We start from the raw sequence: 19,044 nt of genomic DNA on the forward strand, positions 1-19,044 counted from the left end.
ACTTGATGGCCCCGAGCCACTTGTGCGGAGGGATTAACCCCCCACTTTGACGCGACGGGCCTTACGGCCCGTCGCTATCAAGATGGGCGGTTGGAACCGGCCCATCACACCGGGAAGATTGAACCTCCCGGTATTTCCCGCCGGTTTTTCAACCTGCGGGGAAACTCCTCAACCTTGCACTGCAGCTTCTGCCACAGGCTTCGCCGCAGCAGCCTTCTCGCCGCCACCGGCCTTTTTCTTGCCCGGTGCGATCATCATGATCATTTGCCGGCCTTCAAGCTTGGGCATCTGTTCGACCACGATGAGGTCTCCCAGATCGGCGCGCATGCGGTCCAGCATGGCCATGCCCAACTCTTGGTGCGTGATCTCGCGTCCACGGAAGCGCAAGGTGATCTTGACCTTGTCACCCTCCTCGAGGAAACGCTTGATGTTGCGCAGCTTGATGTTGTAGTCACCATCGTCGGTGCCAGGCCGGAATTTGACTTCCTTGACCTCGATCACCGTCTGCTTCGCTTTCGCTTCAGCGGCCTTCTTCTGCTCCTGGTACTTGAACTTGCCGTAGTCCACCAGACGACAGACGGGAGGAACGGCGGTGGGCACAATTTCCACCAAGTCAACGTCCATTTCACCAGCTAGGCGCAGGGCCTCCGCCAAGCTCACCACCCCCATCGGCTCATTGTCCGGCCCGGAGATGCGAACCTCGGGGGCCATGATTTCACGGTTCAGGCGGTGCTTACGCTCTTCGCGCTGGCGGCGATCACGAAATTCAGTAGCGATGGCTCAAATCCTTTACAAAAATCGTCGTCAAAAACGACTCAACCGTCTCGGCGCGCGCGCACAAATCAAACCAGCACACCTCGCGACACTAAACGTCACACGGCGTGGTCAGCAGTCTTGTGGGCAATGTCCTGAGCGATCAACTGAATGAACGCATCTAGGGACATCACGCCGAGGTCTTTATTACCCCGGGCGCGCACCGCGACGGCACCCGCTGCCTTTTCCTTGTCACCGGCGACCAGGATGAAAGGCAGCTTCTGCATCGAATGCTCCCGTATTTTATACGTAATTTTCTCGTTGCGCAGGTCGGTCTCGACCCTAAGTTCTTGATTCGGCAGTGCTTTGCGCAGTTTTTGGGCGATTTCCTGGCAGTAATCGGCCTGGGCGTCGGTGATGTTGAGCACGGCCACCTGGGTCGGTGCTAGCCAAGCGGGCAAAGCGCCGCCATGCTGCTCGATCAGAATGCCGATGAAACGCTCCAAACTGCCCACAATCGCGCGGTGCAACATGACGGGGCGATGGCGACCGCCGTCCTCGCCAACAAACTCCGCATCCAAACGCTCTGGCAAGTTGGGATCCACCTGGATCGTGCCGCACTGCCATTGGCGCCCCAGCGCATCCTTGAGCGTGTACTCGATCTTCGGGCCGTAGAAGGCACCTTCGCCCGGCAGGTAATCAAATTCGCAACCGCTGGCGCGCAGCCCCTCGGCCAGCGCGTTCTCCGCCCTGTCCCAGCTCTCCTCGGAGCCAATGCGCTTCTCCGGCCGGGTCGAGAGTTTGTAGATGATCTCCGTGAAGCCAAAGTCCTTGTAAACCTTTTGCAGCAGCGACGTGAACGCCTTCACTTCGGCTTGAATCTGGTCTTCCGTGCAAAAGATGTGCCCATCATCCTGGGTGAACGCGCGCACGCGCATGATGCCGTGCAAACCGCCGGTCGGCTCGTTGCGGTGACACGCGCCAAACTCGCCGTAACGCAGCGGCAGATCCCGATAGCTCTTGACGCCCTGCTTGTAGATCAGGATGTGGCCCGGGCAGTTCATGGGCTTGAGCGCGTAGTCGCGCTTCTCGCTTTCCGTCGTGAACATGTTCTCGCGGTACTTGTCCCAATGGCCGGTCTTCTCCCACAGACTCTTGTCCAGGATCTGCGGGCCTTTGACCTCCCGGTAACCGTTTTCGCGGTACACGCGGCGCATGTACTGCTCGACTTCCTGCCAGACCGTCCAGCCCTTGGGGTGCCAGAACACGGTGCCAGGCGAATGCTCATCGAGATGGAACAGGTCCAACTCGCGGCCGAGCTTGCGGTGATCTCGCTTCTCGGCCTCCTCCATGCGAAGGATATAGGCGTCCAGGTCCTTCTTGTCCGCCCAAGCGGTGCCATAGATGCGCTGCAGCTGCTCGTTCTTCGAGTCACCGCGCCAGTAGGCGCCAGCCAGCTTGGTGAGCTTGAAGGCCTTGAGGAAACGCGTGTTCGGCACGTGGGGGCCACGGCACATGTCCACGTACTCTTGGTGGTAGTACAGGCCCATGGCGGTCTCATTGGGCATGTCCTCGATCAGGCGCAACTTGTAGTCTTCGCCACGCTGCTTGAACACCTCAATGACCTCCGCACGCGGCGTCATCTTCTTGACCACGTCGTAGTCCTGGGCGATCAGCGCCTTCATGCGCGCCTCGATGGCCGCCACATCGTCAGGCGTGAAGGGGCGCTCGTAGGAAATGTCGTAATAAAAGCCTTCTTCGATCACCGGACCGATGACCATGCGGGCCGTCGGGTACAGCTGCTTCACCGCATGTCCCACGAGGTGGGCGCAGGAATGGCGAATGATCTCGACACCCTCTGGGTCCTTGGGCGTGATGATCTGGAGCTTTGCGTCATGGTCAATCAGATCGCTGGCATCCACCAGGCGGCCGTCAACCTTGCCCGCCACGGTGTTCTTGAGTAGGCCGGGGCCAATGGAGGCCGCTACCTCGGCCACCGTCACCGGGCCGGGAAACTGGCGTTGCGAAGCGTCTGGAAGCGTGATCTGGACCATGTTGTCGTCGTGAAAATCAACAAGGCGCGGTGAAATTCACCGCGCCTTGTTCTTCGTGGGGATGAAACTGCGCTCGATTCTAGGGCCTTGCGACGGCACAGCAGGCCCTGACCCGCCGAAACCGCCTGTCGGCACGCTCATAACGCGTGGGCGGCGAAGCCCACAGCACTCAAAGCCCAATGGCCGCAATGCCGGCGCGTGCGATCTGCGCGTCCTCCGTCGACTTCACGCCGCTGACGCCCACCGCCCCCAGGCAATGACCATCCTTGAGGATGGGCACGCCGCCCTCGAGCATGCCCTCCAGCGTCGGGGCACTCAGGAAGGAGTAGCGCCCGCCGTTGATCACCTCTTCGTAAACCCTGCTCTCACGCCGCCCCAAGGCAGCGGTCCGAGCCTTGGCGGGGGAAATGTGGGCCGACACAGGCGCCGCGCCATCCAGACGCTGCAGCCACAACAAATGCCCGCCCTCGTCCACGATGGAAATGGTCACGGCCCAGTTGTTTTTGCGTGCTTCGGCCTCGGCGGCGGCTGCGATTTTCTTGATGTCGTCCAGTTCGAGTGCGGATCGGGTTTGCATGGCTAGGCCTTGGAAAGTAAAAAAGAATGATGATGAAAAACAACAGTTCGCAGCATAACGCGCAAGCCGGTGTTTTGACGCGAGCTCCCTCCCTCTCAAGCTACGCCCCCGGCAAAACAGCCTTGAGAAAAAAGCAGGGAATCGTGCTTGAGCATCCACACTCCAATACCAACAGGCACCGTGATGGATTGGGATGAGTGCGGGGGTTTGACCCTAGAATTCCCGCTGCAGAGACCCATTTACATCTCACAGAACATTTGAAGGAGCTGACCATGAACGAACGCGTCCCCAGCTATTACGGCGCGGCCCTGCCCGCCGTCGAGCGCAACAAGGTGTTGCGCAACACCTACTGGCTGCTCGCGCTCAGCCTGCTGCCCACGGTCGCCGGCGCCTGGATCGGCGTGGCCACGGGCATCACGATGTACCTTAACGGCATCCTGGGATTGATCGTCTTTCTCGGTGGTGCCTTTGGCTTCATCTATGCGATCGAGAAGACCAAGAACTCCGGCGCGGGCGTACCCGTGCTGCTGGGCTTCACCTTCTTCATGGGCCTGATGCTGTCGCGCCTGATCGCGATGGTGCTGGGCTTCAAGAACGGCGCTGATCTGGTGATGACGGCGTTCGCGGGCACCGCGGGCGTGTTCTTCGTGATGGCCAGTCTGGCCACGGTGATCAAGCGCGACCTGTCGGGCATGGGCAAATGGCTCTTCATCGGCGCCATCGTGCTGATGGTGGGCTCCATCATCAACGTCTTCGTCGGATCGTCCGTGGGGATGATGGCCATCTCCGTGCTGGCCATTGGCATCTTCAGCGCTTTCATGCTGTATGACTTGAAGCGCATCATCGACGGCGGTGAAACCAACTACATCAGCGCCACCCTGGCTCTGTACTTGGACATCATCAATGTGTTCCAAAGCCTGCTGGCCTTGCTGGGCCTGATGGGCGGCGAACGCGAATAAGGAGAGGAAATCGCGGAGTGATTTTCCAGAGTCCGCGATTTCCCGCTCAAGCCCGCGCAGCTTCTGCCGATACAAGAACCAATGTCACGTATCGCCCCCGTCATGAAGCTGCGCTTTTCCCTCCGCGTCCTGGCCATTTCGTCCGCAGCGCTGCTGCTGGCCGCCTGCGACATCCCGGGCGTCGCTCCCGATCCGCGCATCGCCATGCGGGAAGCGGACAGCAAGGCCATCGGCAATGCCTGCCGCTACGCGTTGCGAGGCCTGGAGGAGTGCTACACGAACAACCCCAAGGCCCTGAAAACCGCCATCTTGGAAGGTTGGCGCGAAATGGACCAGTACATGCGCGAAAACGACATCAAGGGGCAAGCAGGCGCTCCCGTCGAAGCACAGGCCCAGGCGCCGCTGCATCCACAGGGTCAGACAGGCCCCGAGGTCAAGAACACCGAAGGCAGCAAGAGCAAGGCAGCAACGGACAAGAAGTCCGGCATCAGGCTCTGAGCTCCCAAGCTGAAGCGCCGGTCGCTTCTACTCAGAAAAACGCACCCTCGGGTGCGTTTTTTCATGGGCGGATGAAACTGTGAGACTCAAAGCCATGAGACTAGCTCAGGCACGCCGCACCAGCGATATCTCGCCCGGCATGAACGGCGGAAGGCTTAAGAGCCACGCCACCCGGCGCTCACGCATCCAAGTCGAAAACAGCGATGCTTTCCACATGCGCGGTGTGCGGGAACATGTTCACCACCCCCGCAGCCGTGCAGCGATAGCCTGCCTGATGCACCAGCAGGCCCGCATCCCGCGCGAGGGTGGCGGGATTGCAGCTCACATAGACGATGCGCCGTGGCAAGACGTAGCCGGGCGCACTTTCCGGCGCTTGAACGAAGTCGGCCAAGGCCTTGGCCAGGGCGAACGCGCCTTCCCGCGGTGGATCGACCAGCCATTTCTGCGCAACGCCGTAACTCAGCAAGTCCGCGGGGGCCAGTTCAAAAAGATTGCGCGCTTCGAACCGGGTTGGCGCCAGCGGGGTCCAGGGCGCGGCTCGCCGCTGTGCGTTGTAGCTGGCGTTTTCACGAGAACGCGCGACAAGTGCCTCGCTGCCCTCGATGCCCAGTACCTCACGCGCCTGCGTGGCCAGCGGCAGCGTGAAATTGCCCAGGCCGCAGAACCAGTCGATCACGCGTTCGCTCGATTGCACGTCCAGGAGGCGCAGGGCTCGCGTCACCAAGACGCGGTTGATATGCGGGTTGACCTGCGTGAAATCCGTGGGTTTGAAAGGCATCTCGATGCCGAATTCAGGCAAGCCATAGGCCAGGGGGACGGTGCCATCCTGTTCGTCCAGCCGATGCACCGTGTCCGGGCCCTTGGGCTGCAGCCACCACTGCACGCCATGGGCGCTGGCAAACGCCCGCAGCTTGGCCAAATCGCCCTGACTCAAGGGCTCCAGATGGCGCAATACCAGCGCGGTCACCAGTTCACCGGCCAAGTTGAAACCGCAGGCCAATTCGATCTGCGGACAAGTTTCTATGGCCTCCATCGAGGCGATCAAGGCCCGCAGGGGCATCAACATGGCGCTGACATGCGGAGGCAGCACGGCACAGGTCTTGATGTCGGCGACGTAACGGCTCTTGCGCTCGTGGAAACCCACCAGCACCTCGCCCTTCTTGCGCACGTGCCGCACCGACAGGCGAGCACGGTAACGGTAGCCCCAGGCAGGCCCTTCGATCGGTCGCAGCAGCACCTCGGGGCGCACCTTGCCCAAGTGCCAGAGGTTGTCTTCCAGCACGCGTTGCTTCACCGCAACCTGCGCCGACGGCTCGAGGTGCTGCATCTTGCAGCCGCCACAGGCCTCGGCATGAAGACCGAAATGCGGGCAAGCGGGCCGCACGCGTTGCGACGATTCTCGGTGGATGGCCGTGACGGTGCCCTGCTCCCAGTTGTTCTTGCGGCGGTGGATGTTGGCGCTGACGACTTCGAACGGAAGTGCGCCCTCGACGAAAACCACCTTGCCTTTGGCATCGCCCCCATCGTCACCATCGCGGCGATGGGCGATGCCCTGGGCTTCGATGTCCAGCGATTCGATGTGCAAGGCGTCGGCGGGAAAGCCCGGCGACACGGCGCTGGCCGACGAGGACGCGGCCTCGAAAACAGACACTGTGGACATGACAGACTCAGCGCTTGGGCAAGTACTGGGCCGGATTGACCGGCTTGCCCTGACGGCGCACCTCGAAGTGCAGCTTCACGCGGTCGGCATCGCTGTTGCCCATCTCGGCGATTTTCTGGCCGCGCTTGACGGCTTGGTCTTCCTTGACCAAGAGAGCGCGGTTGTGCGCGTAAGCCGTGAGGTAGGTGTTGTTGTGCTTGATGATGATGAGGTTGCCGTATCCGCGCAGCCCAGACCCTGCGTAAACGACGCGGCCGTCCGCCGCGGCGAGCACGGGTTCGCCCGCCGCGCCCCCGAGGTCCAAGCCCTTGTTTTTCAGCCCGTCGAAGCTGGCGATCACCGGGCCGGACACTGGCCATATCCACGTCAAGCCACCCGAGGAGGCCGCGTCGCCGCCCACCACCACGCTGGTGACCGGACGCGACGTCGGCGTGCCAGCAGTCGGTGGCGCGCTGGCGGCCTTGTCGCCCGCATCGTCATCCGGCTGGGGCGTCTCGCCGGGCGGGATCACGCGCAGCACCTGCCCGACGGCGATCTGATGACCATCGGGCAGGCCATTCCAACGCGCCAAATCTTTCCAGTGCTGCCCTGTCTCCAGGCCGATCCGGTAAAGGTTGTCGCCCTGCTTCACCGTGTAGTACCCAGGCTTGTCGGCGCCGCCCGCCGTCTCGACCGTGGCGGAGGGCACGGGTGTCACCACGGCCGCAGGGTTGGCACCGCTGCTGCCGCTGACAGGGCGAGTGCCGCCACTGGCGGAGGGCCGAGTCGGAGTGGACGCGCCAGAGGCCCGCTGCGGAAAACTGGGTGATTCGACGGTTGGACGGTTGACGGCCACCTCGCGGGCCTCAACGGGGGCGCGGCCGTTGCCCGCAGCGCACGCGGCCAATCCCGCAACCATCGCCACGACAACCATGAGCCCCGCGTAGCGCTTGAAGCACAAAAACAGCGTGGTATGGGGTCGCGTTGGCATGGCATCCGCAGAGGTCATCAGTTCAAAGTCCTTCGAGAAATGGATGGATTGCAACAAGCCAACCCGTTGTCCGAGAGTCACCCGAGGCGACAAGCGCCAGCGTTCGGGTGACGGCTCAAGCGATCCCCGATTTTAGGGGGACGAAATGCACAGCCTCCAACAGGGTATGACGCAAGCCCTCTGCGGTCTTGTCGAGCACCAGCAGTGCCTGCGTGGAAGCCCCGCTCGCACCGCCATGCGCGGTCATGGCCAGCACCGGCGCGACCAGGCGGCCTCCCTCGGCCAACTGATCCACCCAGGCTTGCGGTACCGCCTCCCCGCCCGCCGCGGCAATGATGCCCGCGTAGGGTGCGCCAGCCGCATACCCCGCCATGCCGTCACCAAACAGCAGGTGCACGTTGGGCAAGCGCAGGCCTCGCATGTTCTCGCGGGCTTTTTCATGCAAGCCACGCAAGCGCTCGATGCTGTACACCTCGCGCGCCACACACGACAACACGGCGGCCTGATAGCCGCACCCGGTGCCGATCTCCAACACGCGCCCCGCCCCGCCCGCGAGCGCGGGGCCACCGCTGCGCTCGTTGTCCTGCGCGGACTTGGCCCTCGCATGCGCCAGCGCCGGACAGTCCAGCAGCAATTCGATCATGCGTGCGACGACATTGGGTTTGGAAATCGTCTGCCCCAGGCCGATGGGCAGGCTGGTGTCTTCATAAGCCTGGGGCGCCAACGCCGTGTCCACGAAGCGGTGCCGCTCCACCCGGCCCATGGCCTCGAGCACCCGTGCGTCATGGATGCCCTGGGCGGCGAGTTTCTTCACCATGGCCTGACGCACGGCATGGGAATCCAAGCCGTGGCTAGCCGCCGGCCGCGTGGCACGGGTCAGATGGCCCACCGAGGAGTGGGCTTGTACTGGGGAAGGGGCAGGCTGCGTCCCCCGTGCCAGACCCGCGCCAGGCAGACCGCCGACCGCTGGCGTGCCTGCCGCACGGTCCAGGCGCACGGGAAATCCCGGACGTGCGCGGCTCATGCGCCCGCCTTGAGCACGGGCGATGCGGACGCCTCGGCGGCTGCGGAAAGATGCGCGATCGATTGCGCCCAATAGCTCAGTGCTTCATGGTCGGTCAGGTCCACCTTCAGCGGCGTGACCGTGACATGGCCTTGCGCGGCGGCGTGGAAGTCCGTGCCCTCACTGTCGTCGAGCGCGGGGCCAGCGCCACCGATCCAGTACATGGTTTCACCCCGAGGATTGGTCTGCGTGATGACGGATTCGGCCGCGTGCCGACGACCCAGCCGGCAAACCTTGGTGGATTTGAGCTCTTCCCGTGGCAGATTGGGCAGATTGACATTGAGCAACCACGGCTTGAGCTTGGGCGTGGGGTGTGCCAGCAGTTGTTGCACCAGTTCGCGTGCCCGATCTGCCGCCGCGTCCAGATGCTTCCACCCTTTTTGCACCTGTGAAAAAGCGATGGCAGGAATGCCGAACAGATACCCCTCCATGGCGGCGCCCACGGTGCCCGAGTAGATGGTGTCGTCGCCCATGTTCGCGCCGTTGTTGATGCCCGAGACCACCAGATCGGGCCGGTACCCCAGCAGCCCGGTCAGCGCGATGTGCACGCAGTCGGCCGGGGTGCCATTGACATAACGAAAGCCATTGGACGCGTGATGGACATAGAGCGGCGCGTTGAGCGTGAGCGCGTTCGACTTGGCGCTGTTGTTGTGCTCCGGCGCGATCACCTCGACCTCGGCCACGTCCTTGAGTGCCTCGTACAGCGCCACGATACCGGGCGCCTGGTAGCCATCGTCGTTCGAGATCAGGATTTTCATGTTGGCGAAATTGTAGGGGCGAGGGCCCGGTTGTCTTTCCTGGCCGCTGCGGCACCCACTACGCCGCTCCCGCGGGCAGCTTGCGCGGGCACTCCTACCGTGGGTCGCAACTGGGACAGCCAGCGCACCATGCCAAGCCGTAAGATCGTCGCGCGCCATCAACGCGAACGTTCACACCGTCGCGACACAACAACGTAAGCCCGAGGAGACACCCATGCATGCCTGGCTCTGCAGCAACCCCATTGGCGTCGACGCACTGGAATGGAAAGAACAAGCCACGCCCGAACCAGGCCCTGGCGAGGTATTGCTGGAACTCAAGGCCGCCAGCCTGAATTTTCCCGATCTGCTGATCGTGCAGAACAAGTACCAAATGAAGCCGCCCCTGCCCTTTGTTCCGGGCTCGGAGTACGCCGGCGTGGTGCGGGCTCTCGGCGAAGGTGTAACGCATCTGCAGATGGGTCAGGCCGTTGCCTGCCTCACCGGCACGGGCGGCTTCGCGACCCACGCCCTGGCACCGGCAGACCGCTGCATGCCTCTGCCCAGCGGGTTTCCCTTTGAGGACGCGGCCGCCTTCATCATGACCTACGCCACCTCCCACCATGCTCTGATCGACCGGGGCCAACTCAAGGCGGGCGAGACGGTGCTGGTGCTGGGCGCGGCCGGTGGCGTGGGCACGGCGGCCATCCAGATAGCCAAGGCGCAGGGCGCGCGCGTGATCGCCGCGGCGTCCAGCGAGGACAAGCTGGCGCTGTGCAAGAAAATCGGCGCAGACGTCGGCATCAACTACGCCGCGCAGGACCTGCGCGAGGCGATCAAGGCCGCCACGGCGGGCAAGGGGCCGGACGTGATCTACGACCCCGTGGGGGGCGACCTCGCCGAACCGGCCTTCCGTTCCATCGCCTGGCGTGGCCGTTACTTGGTGGTGGGTTTCGCCGCCAGCCCGACCATCCCCACGCTGCCCATGAACCTGCCCCTGCTCAAGGGCGCGTCCCTGGTCGGGGTGTTCTGGGGCGACTTCGCCCGACGTGAGCCCAAGTCCAACGCAGCCATGATGCAGACGCTCGCGCAGTGGTACGCCCAGGGAAAAGTCAAACCGGTCATCGACCGCGTGCTGGCCATGCGTGAACTGAAGCAGGCTTATGCCTTGATGGGCTCGCGTCAGGTCAAGGGCAAGCTGGTGCTGGTGAACTGAGCACCCCGAAGTGGGTCGGCGTCAAGCTCCGACCGCAGCGATGCGTTCGGGGCGGGCTGAGCCGCCGATTTCGATTTGCGCAGCACATCATAGGAGGCGGTGCAGCCCGCCCCGGACGCATCGCGGACTCAGCAGGAATCCAGGACTGCGTGTGACACAGCGACAATACGCTCATGTCCGCCGACACCGATGACACTCCGCCAGTCCACTCCGAGGAACTGCTGAACCAGGTCGCCGCCCTGCCCTCGCTGCCGGGCGTCTACCGCTACTTCGACGCTGCGGGCGGCCTGCTCTACGTGGGCAAGGCGCGCAACCTCAAGAAGCGCGTCTCCAGCTACTTCCAAAAGCGACACGATGGCACCCGCATCGGCCACATGGTGGGCAAGATCGTGCGCATGGAGACGACCGTCGTTCGCTCCGAGGCCGAGGCCCTGCTGCTGGAAAACAACCTCATCAAGACCCAGCAGCCGCGCTACAACATCCTGTTTCGCGACGACAAGAGCTACCCCTACCTCAAGATGACCGCGGCCTCGGCGACGGCCGCCACCAACGAAGCCAGCGCCTGGACGCGCATGGCGTACTACCGCGGCGCAGTCGAGAAAAAGCACCATTACTACGGCCCCTACCCGAGCGCCTGGGCGGTGAAAGAAGCCATCGTCCTGCTGCAGAAGGTCTTTCGCCTGCGGACTTGCGAAGACACGGTGTTCAGCAATCGCACCCGGCCCTGCCTGCTCTACCAGATCAAGCGTTGCTCGGGCCCCTGCGTGGGCTTGATCCAGCCAGAGGCCTACGCGCAGGATGTCGCGCATGCCCAGGCCTTCCTTGATGGTGAAACCCAGCAGGTGCTGCAGCAACTGGAGGCGCGCATGCTGGGCCATTCCGAAAAGCTGGAGTTTGAACAGGCGGCGGAATTGCGCGACCAGATTTCCGCGCTGTCGAGCGTGCTGCACCAGCAAGCGGTGGAAAGCGTGGACGACCACGACGTGGACATCCTCGCCGTCAAGATCCATGGCGGTCGCGCTTGCGTGAACCTGGCCATGGTGCGCGGCGGCCGACACTTGGGCGACCGGGCCTACTTCCCCAGCCACGTCGAGGACGCGGCTGCCTTGCATTTCGCCGAGGCGGAGGGCGACGACGCGCACGAGAGCGGTCCCTCGGTTGAAACCCAAGTGCTCGAAGCCTTCATCGCCCAGCACTATGTGCAGGTGCCAGCGGTGCCCACGCTGATCACGGGCGCGCAGGTCAGCGCCGAGTTGATGGAGGCGCTGACCGAGCAAACAGGACTGCGCATGCGCGCCGTTCACCAGCCTCGGGGGCAGCGCCGCATTTGGCTGGACATGGCCCAGACCAACGCAGACCTGCAGCTGGCCCGTCTGTTGGCCGAGGAAGGCTCGCAACAGGCGCGCACGCGAGCATTGGCCGAGGCGCTGGATCTGCCCCAGGTCAGCGACCCTGCTGGGCTGGATGAGCTGCGCATCGAGTGCTTCGACATCTCGCACACGGCGGGCGAAGCCACGCAGGCTTCGTGCGTGGTCTTCCATCACCACAAGATGCAAAGCAGCGAGTACCGACGCTACAAGATCGACAACATCACGCCGGGGGACGACTACGCCGCGATGCGCCAAGTGCTTACGCGGCGCTACGAACGCATCGCCGCGCGACTCTCCGAAGCGCGGCGCGAGGGCAGCACGGACAGCGTCATCCCGGCCCAGGCCGTGATGCCCGACCTGGTGCTGGTCGACGGCGGCAAGGGGCAGGTGTCGATGGCACGCGAGGTCTTCGAGCAGCTCGGCCTGGACCTTTCGATCATCGTGGGCGTTGAAAAAGGCGAGGGGCGCAAGGTCGGTCTGGAGGAGCTGGTGTTCGCCGATGGCCGCGACAAGGTGTACTTGGGCAAGGATTCCGCCGCGCTGATGTTGGTGGCGCAGATCCGAGACGAGGCCCACCGTTTCGCCATCACGGGCATGCGCGCGGCGCGCGCCAAGGTGCGCACGGGCGGCAGCCGTCTTGAGGACATCCCTGGCATTGGGCCCAAGCGGCGCGCACGCTTGCTCCAGCGCTTCGGCGGGGCCCGCGGCGTGGAGGCCGCCAGCGTCGAGGACCTGGCGGCGGTCGAGGGGGTGTCGCACGAACTGGCGGAAATCATCTACCGTGCGCTGCACTGACCGGCAAAGCGTCCTGGGCCCGTTCAAGAGCGGCGCGCAACGTGAACAAATTCACAACACGACCGTGCCACAATGCCATCCATGTTCTTCACCATCCCCACCCTGATGACTTGGGCGCGCATTGTCGCGATCCCGCTCATCGTCGGCGTGTTCTACCTTCCCTTGGAACCGCAAATCCGCAACCTGATCGCGACCGCCATGTTCGTGCTGTTCGCGCTGACGGACTGGCTGGACGGCTACCTCGCGCGCAAGTTGAACCAAGTCTCGGCCTTTGGCGCCTTCCTGGACCCGGTGGCGGACAAGTTCCTGGTCTGTGCCAGCCTGCTGGTGCTGGTGCACCTGGACCGTGCCGACGTGTTCGTCGCGCTCATCATCATTGGCCGAGAGATCGCCATCTCAGCCCTGCGCGAATGGATGGCTCAAATCGGTGCTTCGCGCAGCGTCGCGGTGCATATGCTGGGCAAGCTCAAGACCACGTCGCAGATGGTGGCGATCCCCTTTCTGCTCTACGACGGCCTGGTGTTGGGCCTGATCGACACGCACGTCTGGGGCACGGTGCTGATCTGGATCGCCGCGGTGCTGACGGTCTGGTCCATGGTGTACTACCTTCGCAAGGCCTTGCCTGAGATCCGGGCCAAGGTGTGATTCGCGGCCACACCCAGGTCTGCGAAGGGGAAACGATTCGTCACGCATGAAATATCCCGCATGCTTTCGTCGCATCGGCTGGCACGGGAAATGCGTCTAGAATTCGCGTCCCGCGCCGCCAAGGTGGCTGCAAGCCTTGATTGACATGGCCCAAGTCCATCGCTCTAATTACTGCACCCAAACAAGCGGGTGCCCAATTGCAGATTGCCCTGCATGCGTCACCGGTCACCGGTCCGGTGCGAACAGGATGCAATGAGGCAGACCGATTAACCTAGTTCCACGTACAAGGGGATTTTTGTGAACAAAACCGAACTGATCGAGCACATCGCCAAGAACGCAGACATTTCCAAGGCAGCGGCCACCCGGGCTCTGGAGTCCGTGATCGGTGCAGTCAAAACCACGCTGAAAAAAGGCGGTTCGGTGTCTCTCGTCGGCTTCGGCACGTTCGCCGTGACCAAGCGCGCTGCTCGCACGGGCCGCAACCCGCGCACCGGCGACACGATTAAAATCAAGGCTGCCAAGCTCCCGAAGTTCCGTCCGGGCAAGGCGTTGAAGGACGCCTTGAACTGACCATGGATCGAGTGTTGGGGCTCGCGTTTGCGGGTTTCAACCGGTGGGGTGCTTAGCTCAGTTGGTAGAGCGGCGCCCTTACAAGGCGTAGGTCGGCGGTTCGAGACCGTCAGCACCCACCACCGAAGCGAAGGCGAACATTGCGTTCGCCTTTTTTCTTGTCAACGTTATCGGCTTTTATTTTTCCCTTGCCCGGAGACCCGTGCCCATGTTTGAAAACCTGCGCAAGCACAACAAGATCCTGATGGCGGTGCTGGTGCTGCTCATCGTCCCGTCCTTCGTTCTGGTGGGCATTGATGGCTACACCCGCATGACGCAGAAGGACCGAGTCGTGGCCCACGTGGGCAAGATCGAGATCACGCAGGGTGAATGGGATGCCGCGCACCGTTCTGAGACCGACCGTCTGCGCCAGATGATGCCCAATCTCGATGCGCGATTGCTCGACTCCGATGCGGCGCGGCGCGGTGTGCTCGAACGCATGATTCGCGAACGTGTGCTGCAGCAAGCTGCGCTGGATGCTCAATTGAACGTGAGCGACGCCCGCCTCTTCCAGGAACTGCAAACGATTCCCGCGATTTCCCAACTCCGCAATGCCCAAGGGAAAATCGACATGGAAGCCTACCAGGCCCTTCTGGCCCGCCAAGGCATGAGCCCCGCGGGTTTTGAAGCCCAACTGCGCGCGGACCTCGCCGTCAATCAGATCCAATCGAGCGTGACGGGCACCGCCGTGCAGACCAATACGTCCGCTGACTTGGCCCTGGATGCCTGGCTGGAGCGCCGCGAGGTGCAAGTGGCGAGGTTCACGCCCGCCGACTACGCGACTCGCGTGCAGGTATCGGAAGCCGACCTTCAAGCCTACTGGCAAGCCAACCAAGGGCTTTTTCAAGCGCCGGAGCAGGCACGCATCGAGTACATCGTGCTGGACATCGACGCCCTGCGCAAAGAGGCGCGGGTGAACGAGGAAGATCTGCGCAACTACTATGAGCAAAACGTGGACCGTCTCAGCGGGCCCGAAGAGCGCCGCGCCAGTCACATCCTGATCACCGCGGCCAAGGATGCCCCGGCCGCTGAGCGCCAGAAGGCGCGCGAGCAGGCCCAGGCTCTGCTGGCCGAGCTGCGCAAGGCACCGGCCAACGCACAGGCCAAGCTGTTCGCCGAACTGGCTCGCAAACACTCGCAAGACCCTGGCTCGGCCTCTCGTGGTGGCGACTTGGGCTACTTCGGCCGCAAAGCCATGACCCTGCCCTTTGAAGAGGCGGCATTCGCCCTCAAGCAGGGAGAGCTCAGCGACGTCGTGGAAACCGACTTCGGCTACCACGTGATCACCGTGACTGGCATCAAAAAACCCAAGGCCAAGACTTACGCCGAGCTGCGCCCCAGCCTGGAAGCTGAAATCCGCAGCCAGCAGGCCCAAACACGTTATGCCGAGGCCGCCGAGGCCTTCACCAATGGCGTCTATGAGCAGCCCGACAGCCTCAAGCCAGTGGCCGATCAGTTGCGCTTGAGCATACAAACCGCCACTGTCAGCCGTGAGCCCGCGCAGGTCACCGCCGACGCGCAGGGCGTGCTGACCAATGCCCGCTTGCTGTCCGCGGTGTTCAGCGACGACGCCATTCAGGCCAAACGCAACACCGAGGCAGTGGAAATCAGCCCCAGCCGTCTGGCCGCAGCACGCGTCGTGCAGCATCTTCCTGCCCGCACTCTGCCTCTGGCCGAGGTGCAGGCCGCCGTGCGCGAGCGCGTCGTCAGCGCGCGCGCGGCGCAACTGGCACGAGAGGACGGACAGGCCAAGCTGGCTGCGTGGAAAGCCACGCCGGCGCAGGCCAAACTCGGCGCCGCCGAAGTTGTGTCACGGGACCAAGCCCGCAACCTCCCACGCGCCCTGCTCGACGCCGTGCTGCGCGCCGATCTGCAATCGGCGGCAACCAACCCTGTCTGGGTAGGCACCGATCTTGGCGAACAAGGCTACATCCTGGCCCGAGTGAACCGACGCATTGAACGCGCGCCTGCCGTCGAACCCGGCCAGCAAAATCAGCAGCGCCTTCAGTATTTGCAATGGTGGACCCAGGCAGAGAACGAGGCCTACTACCAATTGCTGCGCCAACGCCTGAAGACGCGCATCGATCTGCCCGCGCCTGCGCCAAAAGGCTAAAGCTTGACGCTATAATCTCGCCCTTACGGTGGCTGTAGCTCAGTTGGTAGAGTCCCAGATTGTGATTCTGGTCGTCGTGGGTTCGAGTCCCATCAGCCACCCCAAACTCTCGAAGACGCCAGCATAGGCTCAGCCCATGCTGGCGTTTTCATTTTGGCGGTCTGCCCGCTGTAATCGCCGCACTCAGATCCCTCATGATCGAGCACCGCCGCTCCGTGTTCAAGACGCTTGCAGCCGCCGGGCTCTCGGTGGGCTCTTGGAGCGGCCATGCGGTGAGGGCCATCACTGCGTTGGGTTGGTATGGCAGCGCCTCCATCGTCCGTGGGCAGACCCTCCCGCAGCTCGCAGTGCCTCCCCGCTCACCCGCATTCAAGGCACAGGCCCCTGGTGATGCGCTGCGACTGATCGTGGGCAGCGCCTCGGTGACCGAGGTTGGCGAAGCGCACATCCAGTTGCAAGTCCCTGAACTGGCCGAGAACGGTGCCATGGTGCAGGTGACCGTGAACAGCCTGATCCCGGACACGCGGCAGATCATGCTGCTGATCGACAAGAACCCCTATCCCCTGGTCGCCAGCTTTTACTTTCCCGAGGGCACCGAGCCTGGTTTCCAAACGCGCGTCAAGATGGCTGAGAGCAGTCGTGTTCGTGTCCTGGTACTGGCCTCCCCCGGCAAGGACAATCGCTACTTCACGACCGTGAAGGAAACACGCGTCACCTTGGGCGGCTGCGGAAGCTGAAGCATGAGCACCGAACTGCCCCCGTCCGAGCCCATGCGCCTGCGCGCCAGCCACGCCAACGGCGTGACCGAGGTGCGAGTGCTGGTCAAACACATCATGGAAACCGGCCAGCGCCATGACGGGAACGGCCAACTCATCCCAGCCCACTACATCACCGAGGTGCAAGCCCATCATGTCGGCGCCCAAGGCGCGCCGCGCCTGGTCTTGCAAGCGCAATGGAGCACGGCCATCGCGCAGAACCCTGTGCTCTTCTTCCAATTCAAGGGAGGCGCGCCGGGTGACAAGGTGATCCTGCAATGGGTGGACAACCTCGGTGCCCGGCGCAGCGACGAGACGCCAATCCGCTGACAGGTTCCTGCGCGACTGACACGGCCATGCGGTGGGACATTTTCTGCAAAGTCATCGACAACTTCGGCGACATCGGTGTGTGCTGGCGACTGGCACGCCAGATCGCCGCCAGCGGACAACCAGCACGACTGTGGGTGGACGATGACTCAGCCTTGGCTTGGATGGCGCCTGACCGCGCAGAGGGCGTTGAGGTCCGACCGTGGCACGGCCTCGCGCCTGAGGGTCTGCCGCCGGGCGATGTACTGATTGAAGCCTTTGGCTGCGACGTCACGCCGGATTGGGTCCAAGCCGTCGCCACGGCGAACACGGCCTGGATCAACCTCGAGTACCTGAGCGCCGAGCCCTATGTGGAACGCATGCATGGCCTGCCCTCGCCCGTGCTCAGCGGGCCCCTCGCGGGCTGGCGCAAGCGTTTCTTTTATCCTGGCTTCACGGTGGGAACAGGGGGGCTGTTGCGCGAACCCGACCTGCGCCAACGCCAGCAACGGTTTGACCGTGCGTCCTGGCTTGCGGCTCAGGGCATCCAGCCTGAAGCTGGAGCGAGGCTGATTTCGCTTTTCTGTTACGAGCCGGCCGCCTTGTCCGCTCTGCTCGACCAACTGGCGCGACCACAAGAACTGTCGAACAAAGGCTCGGCCAGCGCGCCTGCGGTCACGCACCTGCTCGTGACGTCGGGTCGCGCCACGGCGGCAGTTCAGGCTCTGATGCCAGCGCATGAGCGAAGCGAGTCAGCAACATCCTCCCCGCTTCGCCTGCACTACCTGCCACGCCTGAGCCAGGACGACTTTGACCATTTGCTCTGGGCTTGTGACCTGAACTTCGTGCGTGGCGAGGACTCGCTGGTGCGCGCTCTTTGGGCGGCCCGGCCCGACACGGGCACGACGCTGCGGGCCATCCCTTTCGTCTGGCAGCTGTACCCGCAGCACGACGATGCACACCACGCCAAGCTGAGGGCCTTCCTGAACTGGGTGCCGGCGTCACCGTCGTCCCACGCCTTTCATGAGGTCTGGAATGGACTGAGCGCATCACCGCTGCCCGGTCTGGACATTCAGAATTGGGGCGCGCAGGCCCAGCAAGCTCAGGCAAGGGCACTGCATCAGGCGGACCTGCTCACCCAGCTTCGAGCCATGGCGTTGTCGATGGCGCCTGCGGATTCCCGCTCTTAGCCCCCTGGGTTTGCTCTCCTTAAGCTGGGCTTAAATCAAGCCCAAGATACTTGGAGGTTTTACGCGGGAAGGCTCCATGGAATTCAATGGGACACGGCGTCTGAGTCGGGACCTTGGGCTGACTTTGGCCAGCTTGGTCTTGGTCTTGCTTTGGGACGCGTTGAGCTATCGCTACGGTTGGGATACCCGACTCGCCGAGCCTTGGGCGACCCGCGAAGGATTCGCGCTCAAGAATCACTGGCTGCTCAGCGCGGCGTTGCACGACGGCGCGCGCAAACTCGCGGCGCTGGGGGTGTTGGCCTTGCTGCTCGCGATATGGCGCCCTTTCGGCGTCCTCAAAGAAATCTCGCGCAGGGAACGTGTCTGGCTGCTGATCACCAGCGTCACGGCGATGCTGCTCGTCAGCACACTCAAAACCTTCAGTGCCAGCAGCTGTCCGTGGGACATGCATTCGTTCGGGGGGCCAGCGCACTACATCTCGCACTGGGCCTGGGGTTTGTCCGATGGCGGCCCAGGCCACTGCTTTCCCGCCGGGCACGCGAGCGCCGGGTTTGCCTGGATTGCAGGGTACTTCGTCTTGCGGCCTCATGCACCACTTGTGGCCAAACGCTGGCTGTGGGCCGCGCTGGCCGCGGGTTTCATCCTGGGTTTCGTGCAACAACTGCGGGGCGCGCACTACCTCAGCCACACGCTGTGGTCAGCTTGGCTGTGCTGGACCTGGGCTTGGCTGTGCAGCCTCTTGTTGCCCTGGCCGAGGCAAACTGAAACGGAGTGAGA

Annotated in this window: 18 protein-coding genes and 2 tRNA genes; 13 read left to right on the top strand and 7 right to left on the bottom strand. The window is 63.4% G+C overall.

Annotated elements, in window-relative coordinates; genetic code table 11:
* Positions 1-168 precede the first annotated feature (168 nt).
* The 3 genes from infC to HGR_RS04130 all read right to left on the bottom strand — a co-directional run bounded on the left by infC (position 169) and on the right by HGR_RS04130 (position 3,384).
* Entirely contained in the window at positions 169-777 is a 609-nt protein-coding gene (infC, locus tag HGR_RS04120; protein WP_081463428.1) for a translation initiation factor IF-3, read from the bottom strand.
* A 95-nt stretch (positions 778-872) separates the two neighbouring features.
* Entirely contained in the window at positions 873-2,807 is a 1,935-nt protein-coding gene (gene thrS / locus HGR_RS04125; protein ID WP_006296834.1) for a threonine--tRNA ligase, read from the bottom strand.
* A gap of 169 nt (positions 2,808-2,976) precedes the next feature.
* Positions 2,977-3,384: a GlcG/HbpS family heme-binding protein gene (locus tag HGR_RS04130; RefSeq protein ID WP_006296835.1), complete on the bottom strand. Its 408-nt coding sequence runs from the start codon at positions 3,382-3,384 to the stop codon at positions 2,977-2,979.
* Between the two features lie 272 nt (positions 3,385-3,656).
* Here HGR_RS04130 and HGR_RS04135 point away from each other — a divergent pair, with 272 nt between their 5' ends.
* Together HGR_RS04135 and HGR_RS04140 are read left to right on the top strand one after the other, a co-directional pair.
* Positions 3,657-4,343 carry a Bax inhibitor-1/YccA family protein gene (locus tag HGR_RS04135; RefSeq protein ID WP_006296836.1) on the top strand — a complete coding sequence of 229 codons (687 nt, stop codon included), beginning with the start codon at positions 3,657-3,659 and terminating at the stop codon, positions 4,341-4,343.
* A gap of 81 nt (positions 4,344-4,424) precedes the next feature.
* Positions 4,425-4,841: a hypothetical protein gene (locus HGR_RS04140; RefSeq protein ID WP_138922389.1), complete on the top strand. Its 417-nt coding sequence runs from the start codon at positions 4,425-4,427 to the stop codon at positions 4,839-4,841.
* Between the two features lie 178 nt (positions 4,842-5,019).
* Here HGR_RS04140 and rlmD read toward each other — a convergent pair whose 3' ends face one another.
* From rlmD to surE, 4 genes are all read right to left on the bottom strand, one after another.
* Complete coding sequence (rlmD, locus tag HGR_RS04145) at positions 5,020-6,501, bottom strand: 23S rRNA (uracil(1939)-C(5))-methyltransferase RlmD (RefSeq protein ID WP_006296838.1); 1,482 nt, start codon at positions 6,499-6,501, stop codon at positions 5,020-5,022.
* 7 nt (positions 6,502-6,508) lie between these two features.
* Positions 6,509-7,414: a peptidoglycan DD-metalloendopeptidase family protein gene (locus HGR_RS04150; RefSeq protein ID WP_406564753.1), complete on the bottom strand. Its 906-nt coding sequence runs from the start codon at positions 7,412-7,414 to the stop codon at positions 6,509-6,511.
* A gap of 172 nt (positions 7,415-7,586) precedes the next feature.
* Complete coding sequence (locus tag HGR_RS04155; protein WP_081463429.1) at positions 7,587-8,495, bottom strand: protein-L-isoaspartate O-methyltransferase family protein; 909 nt, start codon at positions 8,493-8,495, stop codon at positions 7,587-7,589.
* Positions 8,492-9,292, bottom strand: a complete 801-nt coding sequence (gene surE / locus HGR_RS04160; RefSeq protein ID WP_006296841.1) for a 5'/3'-nucleotidase SurE — start codon at positions 9,290-9,292, stop codon at positions 8,492-8,494. Before surE ends, HGR_RS04155 begins: the two co-directional genes overlap by 4 nt.
* A 214-nt stretch (positions 9,293-9,506) precedes the next feature.
* Between surE and HGR_RS04165 the strand changes: the two genes are divergently transcribed.
* The 11 genes from HGR_RS04165 (at position 9,507) to HGR_RS04215 (ending at position 19,042) form a co-directional block, all read left to right on the top strand.
* On the top strand, positions 9,507-10,484 hold the full coding sequence (locus tag HGR_RS04165; RefSeq protein WP_006296842.1) for an NADPH:quinone oxidoreductase family protein: 978 nt from the start codon (positions 9,507-9,509) through the stop codon (positions 10,482-10,484).
* A 173-nt stretch (positions 10,485-10,657) separates the two neighbouring features.
* Positions 10,658-12,649, top strand: coding sequence for an excinuclease ABC subunit UvrC (uvrC, locus tag HGR_RS04170; RefSeq protein WP_006296843.1), 1,992 nt, complete (start codon positions 10,658-10,660; stop codon positions 12,647-12,649).
* 81 nt (positions 12,650-12,730) lie between these two features.
* Positions 12,731-13,294, top strand: a complete 564-nt coding sequence (gene pgsA / locus HGR_RS04175; protein ID WP_006296844.1) for a CDP-diacylglycerol--glycerol-3-phosphate 3-phosphatidyltransferase — start codon at positions 12,731-12,733, stop codon at positions 13,292-13,294.
* 297 nt (positions 13,295-13,591) lie between these two features.
* Positions 13,592-13,864, top strand: a complete 273-nt coding sequence (locus HGR_RS04180; protein ID WP_006296845.1) for an HU family DNA-binding protein — start codon at positions 13,592-13,594, stop codon at positions 13,862-13,864.
* A 46-nt stretch (positions 13,865-13,910) separates the two neighbouring features.
* Positions 13,911-13,986: transfer RNA gene (locus HGR_RS04185), tRNA-Val, on the top strand.
* A gap of 86 nt (positions 13,987-14,072) precedes the next feature.
* Positions 14,073-16,016, top strand: a complete 1,944-nt coding sequence (locus HGR_RS04190; RefSeq protein WP_006296846.1) for a SurA N-terminal domain-containing protein — start codon at positions 14,073-14,075, stop codon at positions 16,014-16,016.
* Between the two features lie 28 nt (positions 16,017-16,044).
* Positions 16,045-16,120 (top strand) — tRNA-His (locus HGR_RS04195).
* Between the two features lie 90 nt (positions 16,121-16,210).
* A complete protein-coding gene (locus HGR_RS04200) occupies positions 16,211-16,753 on the top strand; it encodes a thiosulfate oxidation carrier protein SoxY (protein ID WP_006296847.1) in 543 nt (180 codons plus the stop codon).
* Positions 16,754-16,756: 3 nt separating this feature from the next.
* Positions 16,757-17,101, top strand: coding sequence for a thiosulfate oxidation carrier complex protein SoxZ (gene soxZ / locus HGR_RS04205; protein WP_006296848.1), 345 nt, complete (start codon positions 16,757-16,759; stop codon positions 17,099-17,101).
* Positions 17,102-17,127: 26 nt separating this feature from the next.
* Positions 17,128-18,267 (top strand): elongation factor P maturation arginine rhamnosyltransferase EarP, encoded by a 1,140-nt coding sequence (gene earP / locus HGR_RS04210; protein WP_006296849.1) that lies wholly within the window; start codon positions 17,128-17,130, stop codon positions 18,265-18,267.
* 76 nt (positions 18,268-18,343) lie between these two features.
* Positions 18,344-19,042: a phosphatase PAP2 family protein gene (locus HGR_RS04215; RefSeq protein WP_006296850.1), complete on the top strand. Its 699-nt coding sequence runs from the start codon at positions 18,344-18,346 to the stop codon at positions 19,040-19,042.
* The last annotated feature ends 2 nt before the right edge of the window (positions 19,043-19,044 follow it).

The organism is Hylemonella gracilis ATCC 19624, assembly GCF_000211835.1.
GTDB classification, from domain to species: domain Bacteria; phylum Pseudomonadota; class Gammaproteobacteria; order Burkholderiales; family Burkholderiaceae_C; genus Hylemonella; species Hylemonella gracilis.

What these genes read in the sequence shown, in the direction of transcription:
- HGR_RS04135 (WP_006296836.1), top strand. Translation starts at nt 3,657, where the DNA reads ATGAACGAACGCGTCCCCAGCTATTACGGCGCGGCCCTGCCCGCCGTC.
- surE (WP_006296841.1), bottom strand. Translation starts at nt 9,292, where the DNA reads ATGAAAATCCTGATCTCGAACGACGATGGCTACCAGGCGCCCGGTATC.
- HGR_RS04200 (WP_006296847.1), top strand. Translation starts at nt 16,211, where the DNA reads ATGATCGAGCACCGCCGCTCCGTGTTCAAGACGCTTGCAGCCGCCGGG.
- HGR_RS04165 (WP_006296842.1), top strand. Translation starts at nt 9,507, where the DNA reads ATGCATGCCTGGCTCTGCAGCAACCCCATTGGCGTCGACGCACTGGAA.
- uvrC (WP_006296843.1), top strand. Translation starts at nt 10,658, where the DNA reads ATGTCCGCCGACACCGATGACACTCCGCCAGTCCACTCCGAGGAACTG.
- rlmD (WP_006296838.1), bottom strand. Translation starts at nt 6,501, where the DNA reads ATGTCCACAGTGTCTGTTTTCGAGGCCGCGTCCTCGTCGGCCAGCGCC.
- earP (WP_006296849.1), top strand. Translation starts at nt 17,128, where the DNA reads ATGCGGTGGGACATTTTCTGCAAAGTCATCGACAACTTCGGCGACATC.
- HGR_RS04215 (WP_006296850.1), top strand. Translation starts at nt 18,344, where the DNA reads ATGGAATTCAATGGGACACGGCGTCTGAGTCGGGACCTTGGGCTGACT.
- HGR_RS04155 (WP_081463429.1), bottom strand. Translation starts at nt 8,495, where the DNA reads ATGAGCCGCGCACGTCCGGGATTTCCCGTGCGCCTGGACCGTGCGGCA.
- HGR_RS04140 (WP_138922389.1), top strand. Translation starts at nt 4,425, where the DNA reads ATGTCACGTATCGCCCCCGTCATGAAGCTGCGCTTTTCCCTCCGCGTC.
- thrS (WP_006296834.1), bottom strand. Translation starts at nt 2,807, where the DNA reads ATGGTCCAGATCACGCTTCCAGACGCTTCGCAACGCCAGTTTCCCGGC.
- HGR_RS04130 (WP_006296835.1), bottom strand. Translation starts at nt 3,384, where the DNA reads ATGCAAACCCGATCCGCACTCGAACTGGACGACATCAAGAAAATCGCA.
- HGR_RS04190 (WP_006296846.1), top strand. Translation starts at nt 14,073, where the DNA reads ATGTTTGAAAACCTGCGCAAGCACAACAAGATCCTGATGGCGGTGCTG.
- soxZ (WP_006296848.1), top strand. Translation starts at nt 16,757, where the DNA reads ATGAGCACCGAACTGCCCCCGTCCGAGCCCATGCGCCTGCGCGCCAGC.
- pgsA (WP_006296844.1), top strand. Translation starts at nt 12,731, where the DNA reads ATGTTCTTCACCATCCCCACCCTGATGACTTGGGCGCGCATTGTCGCG.
- HGR_RS04150 (WP_406564753.1), bottom strand. Translation starts at nt 7,414, where the DNA reads ATGGTTGTCGTGGCGATGGTTGCGGGATTGGCCGCGTGCGCTGCGGGC.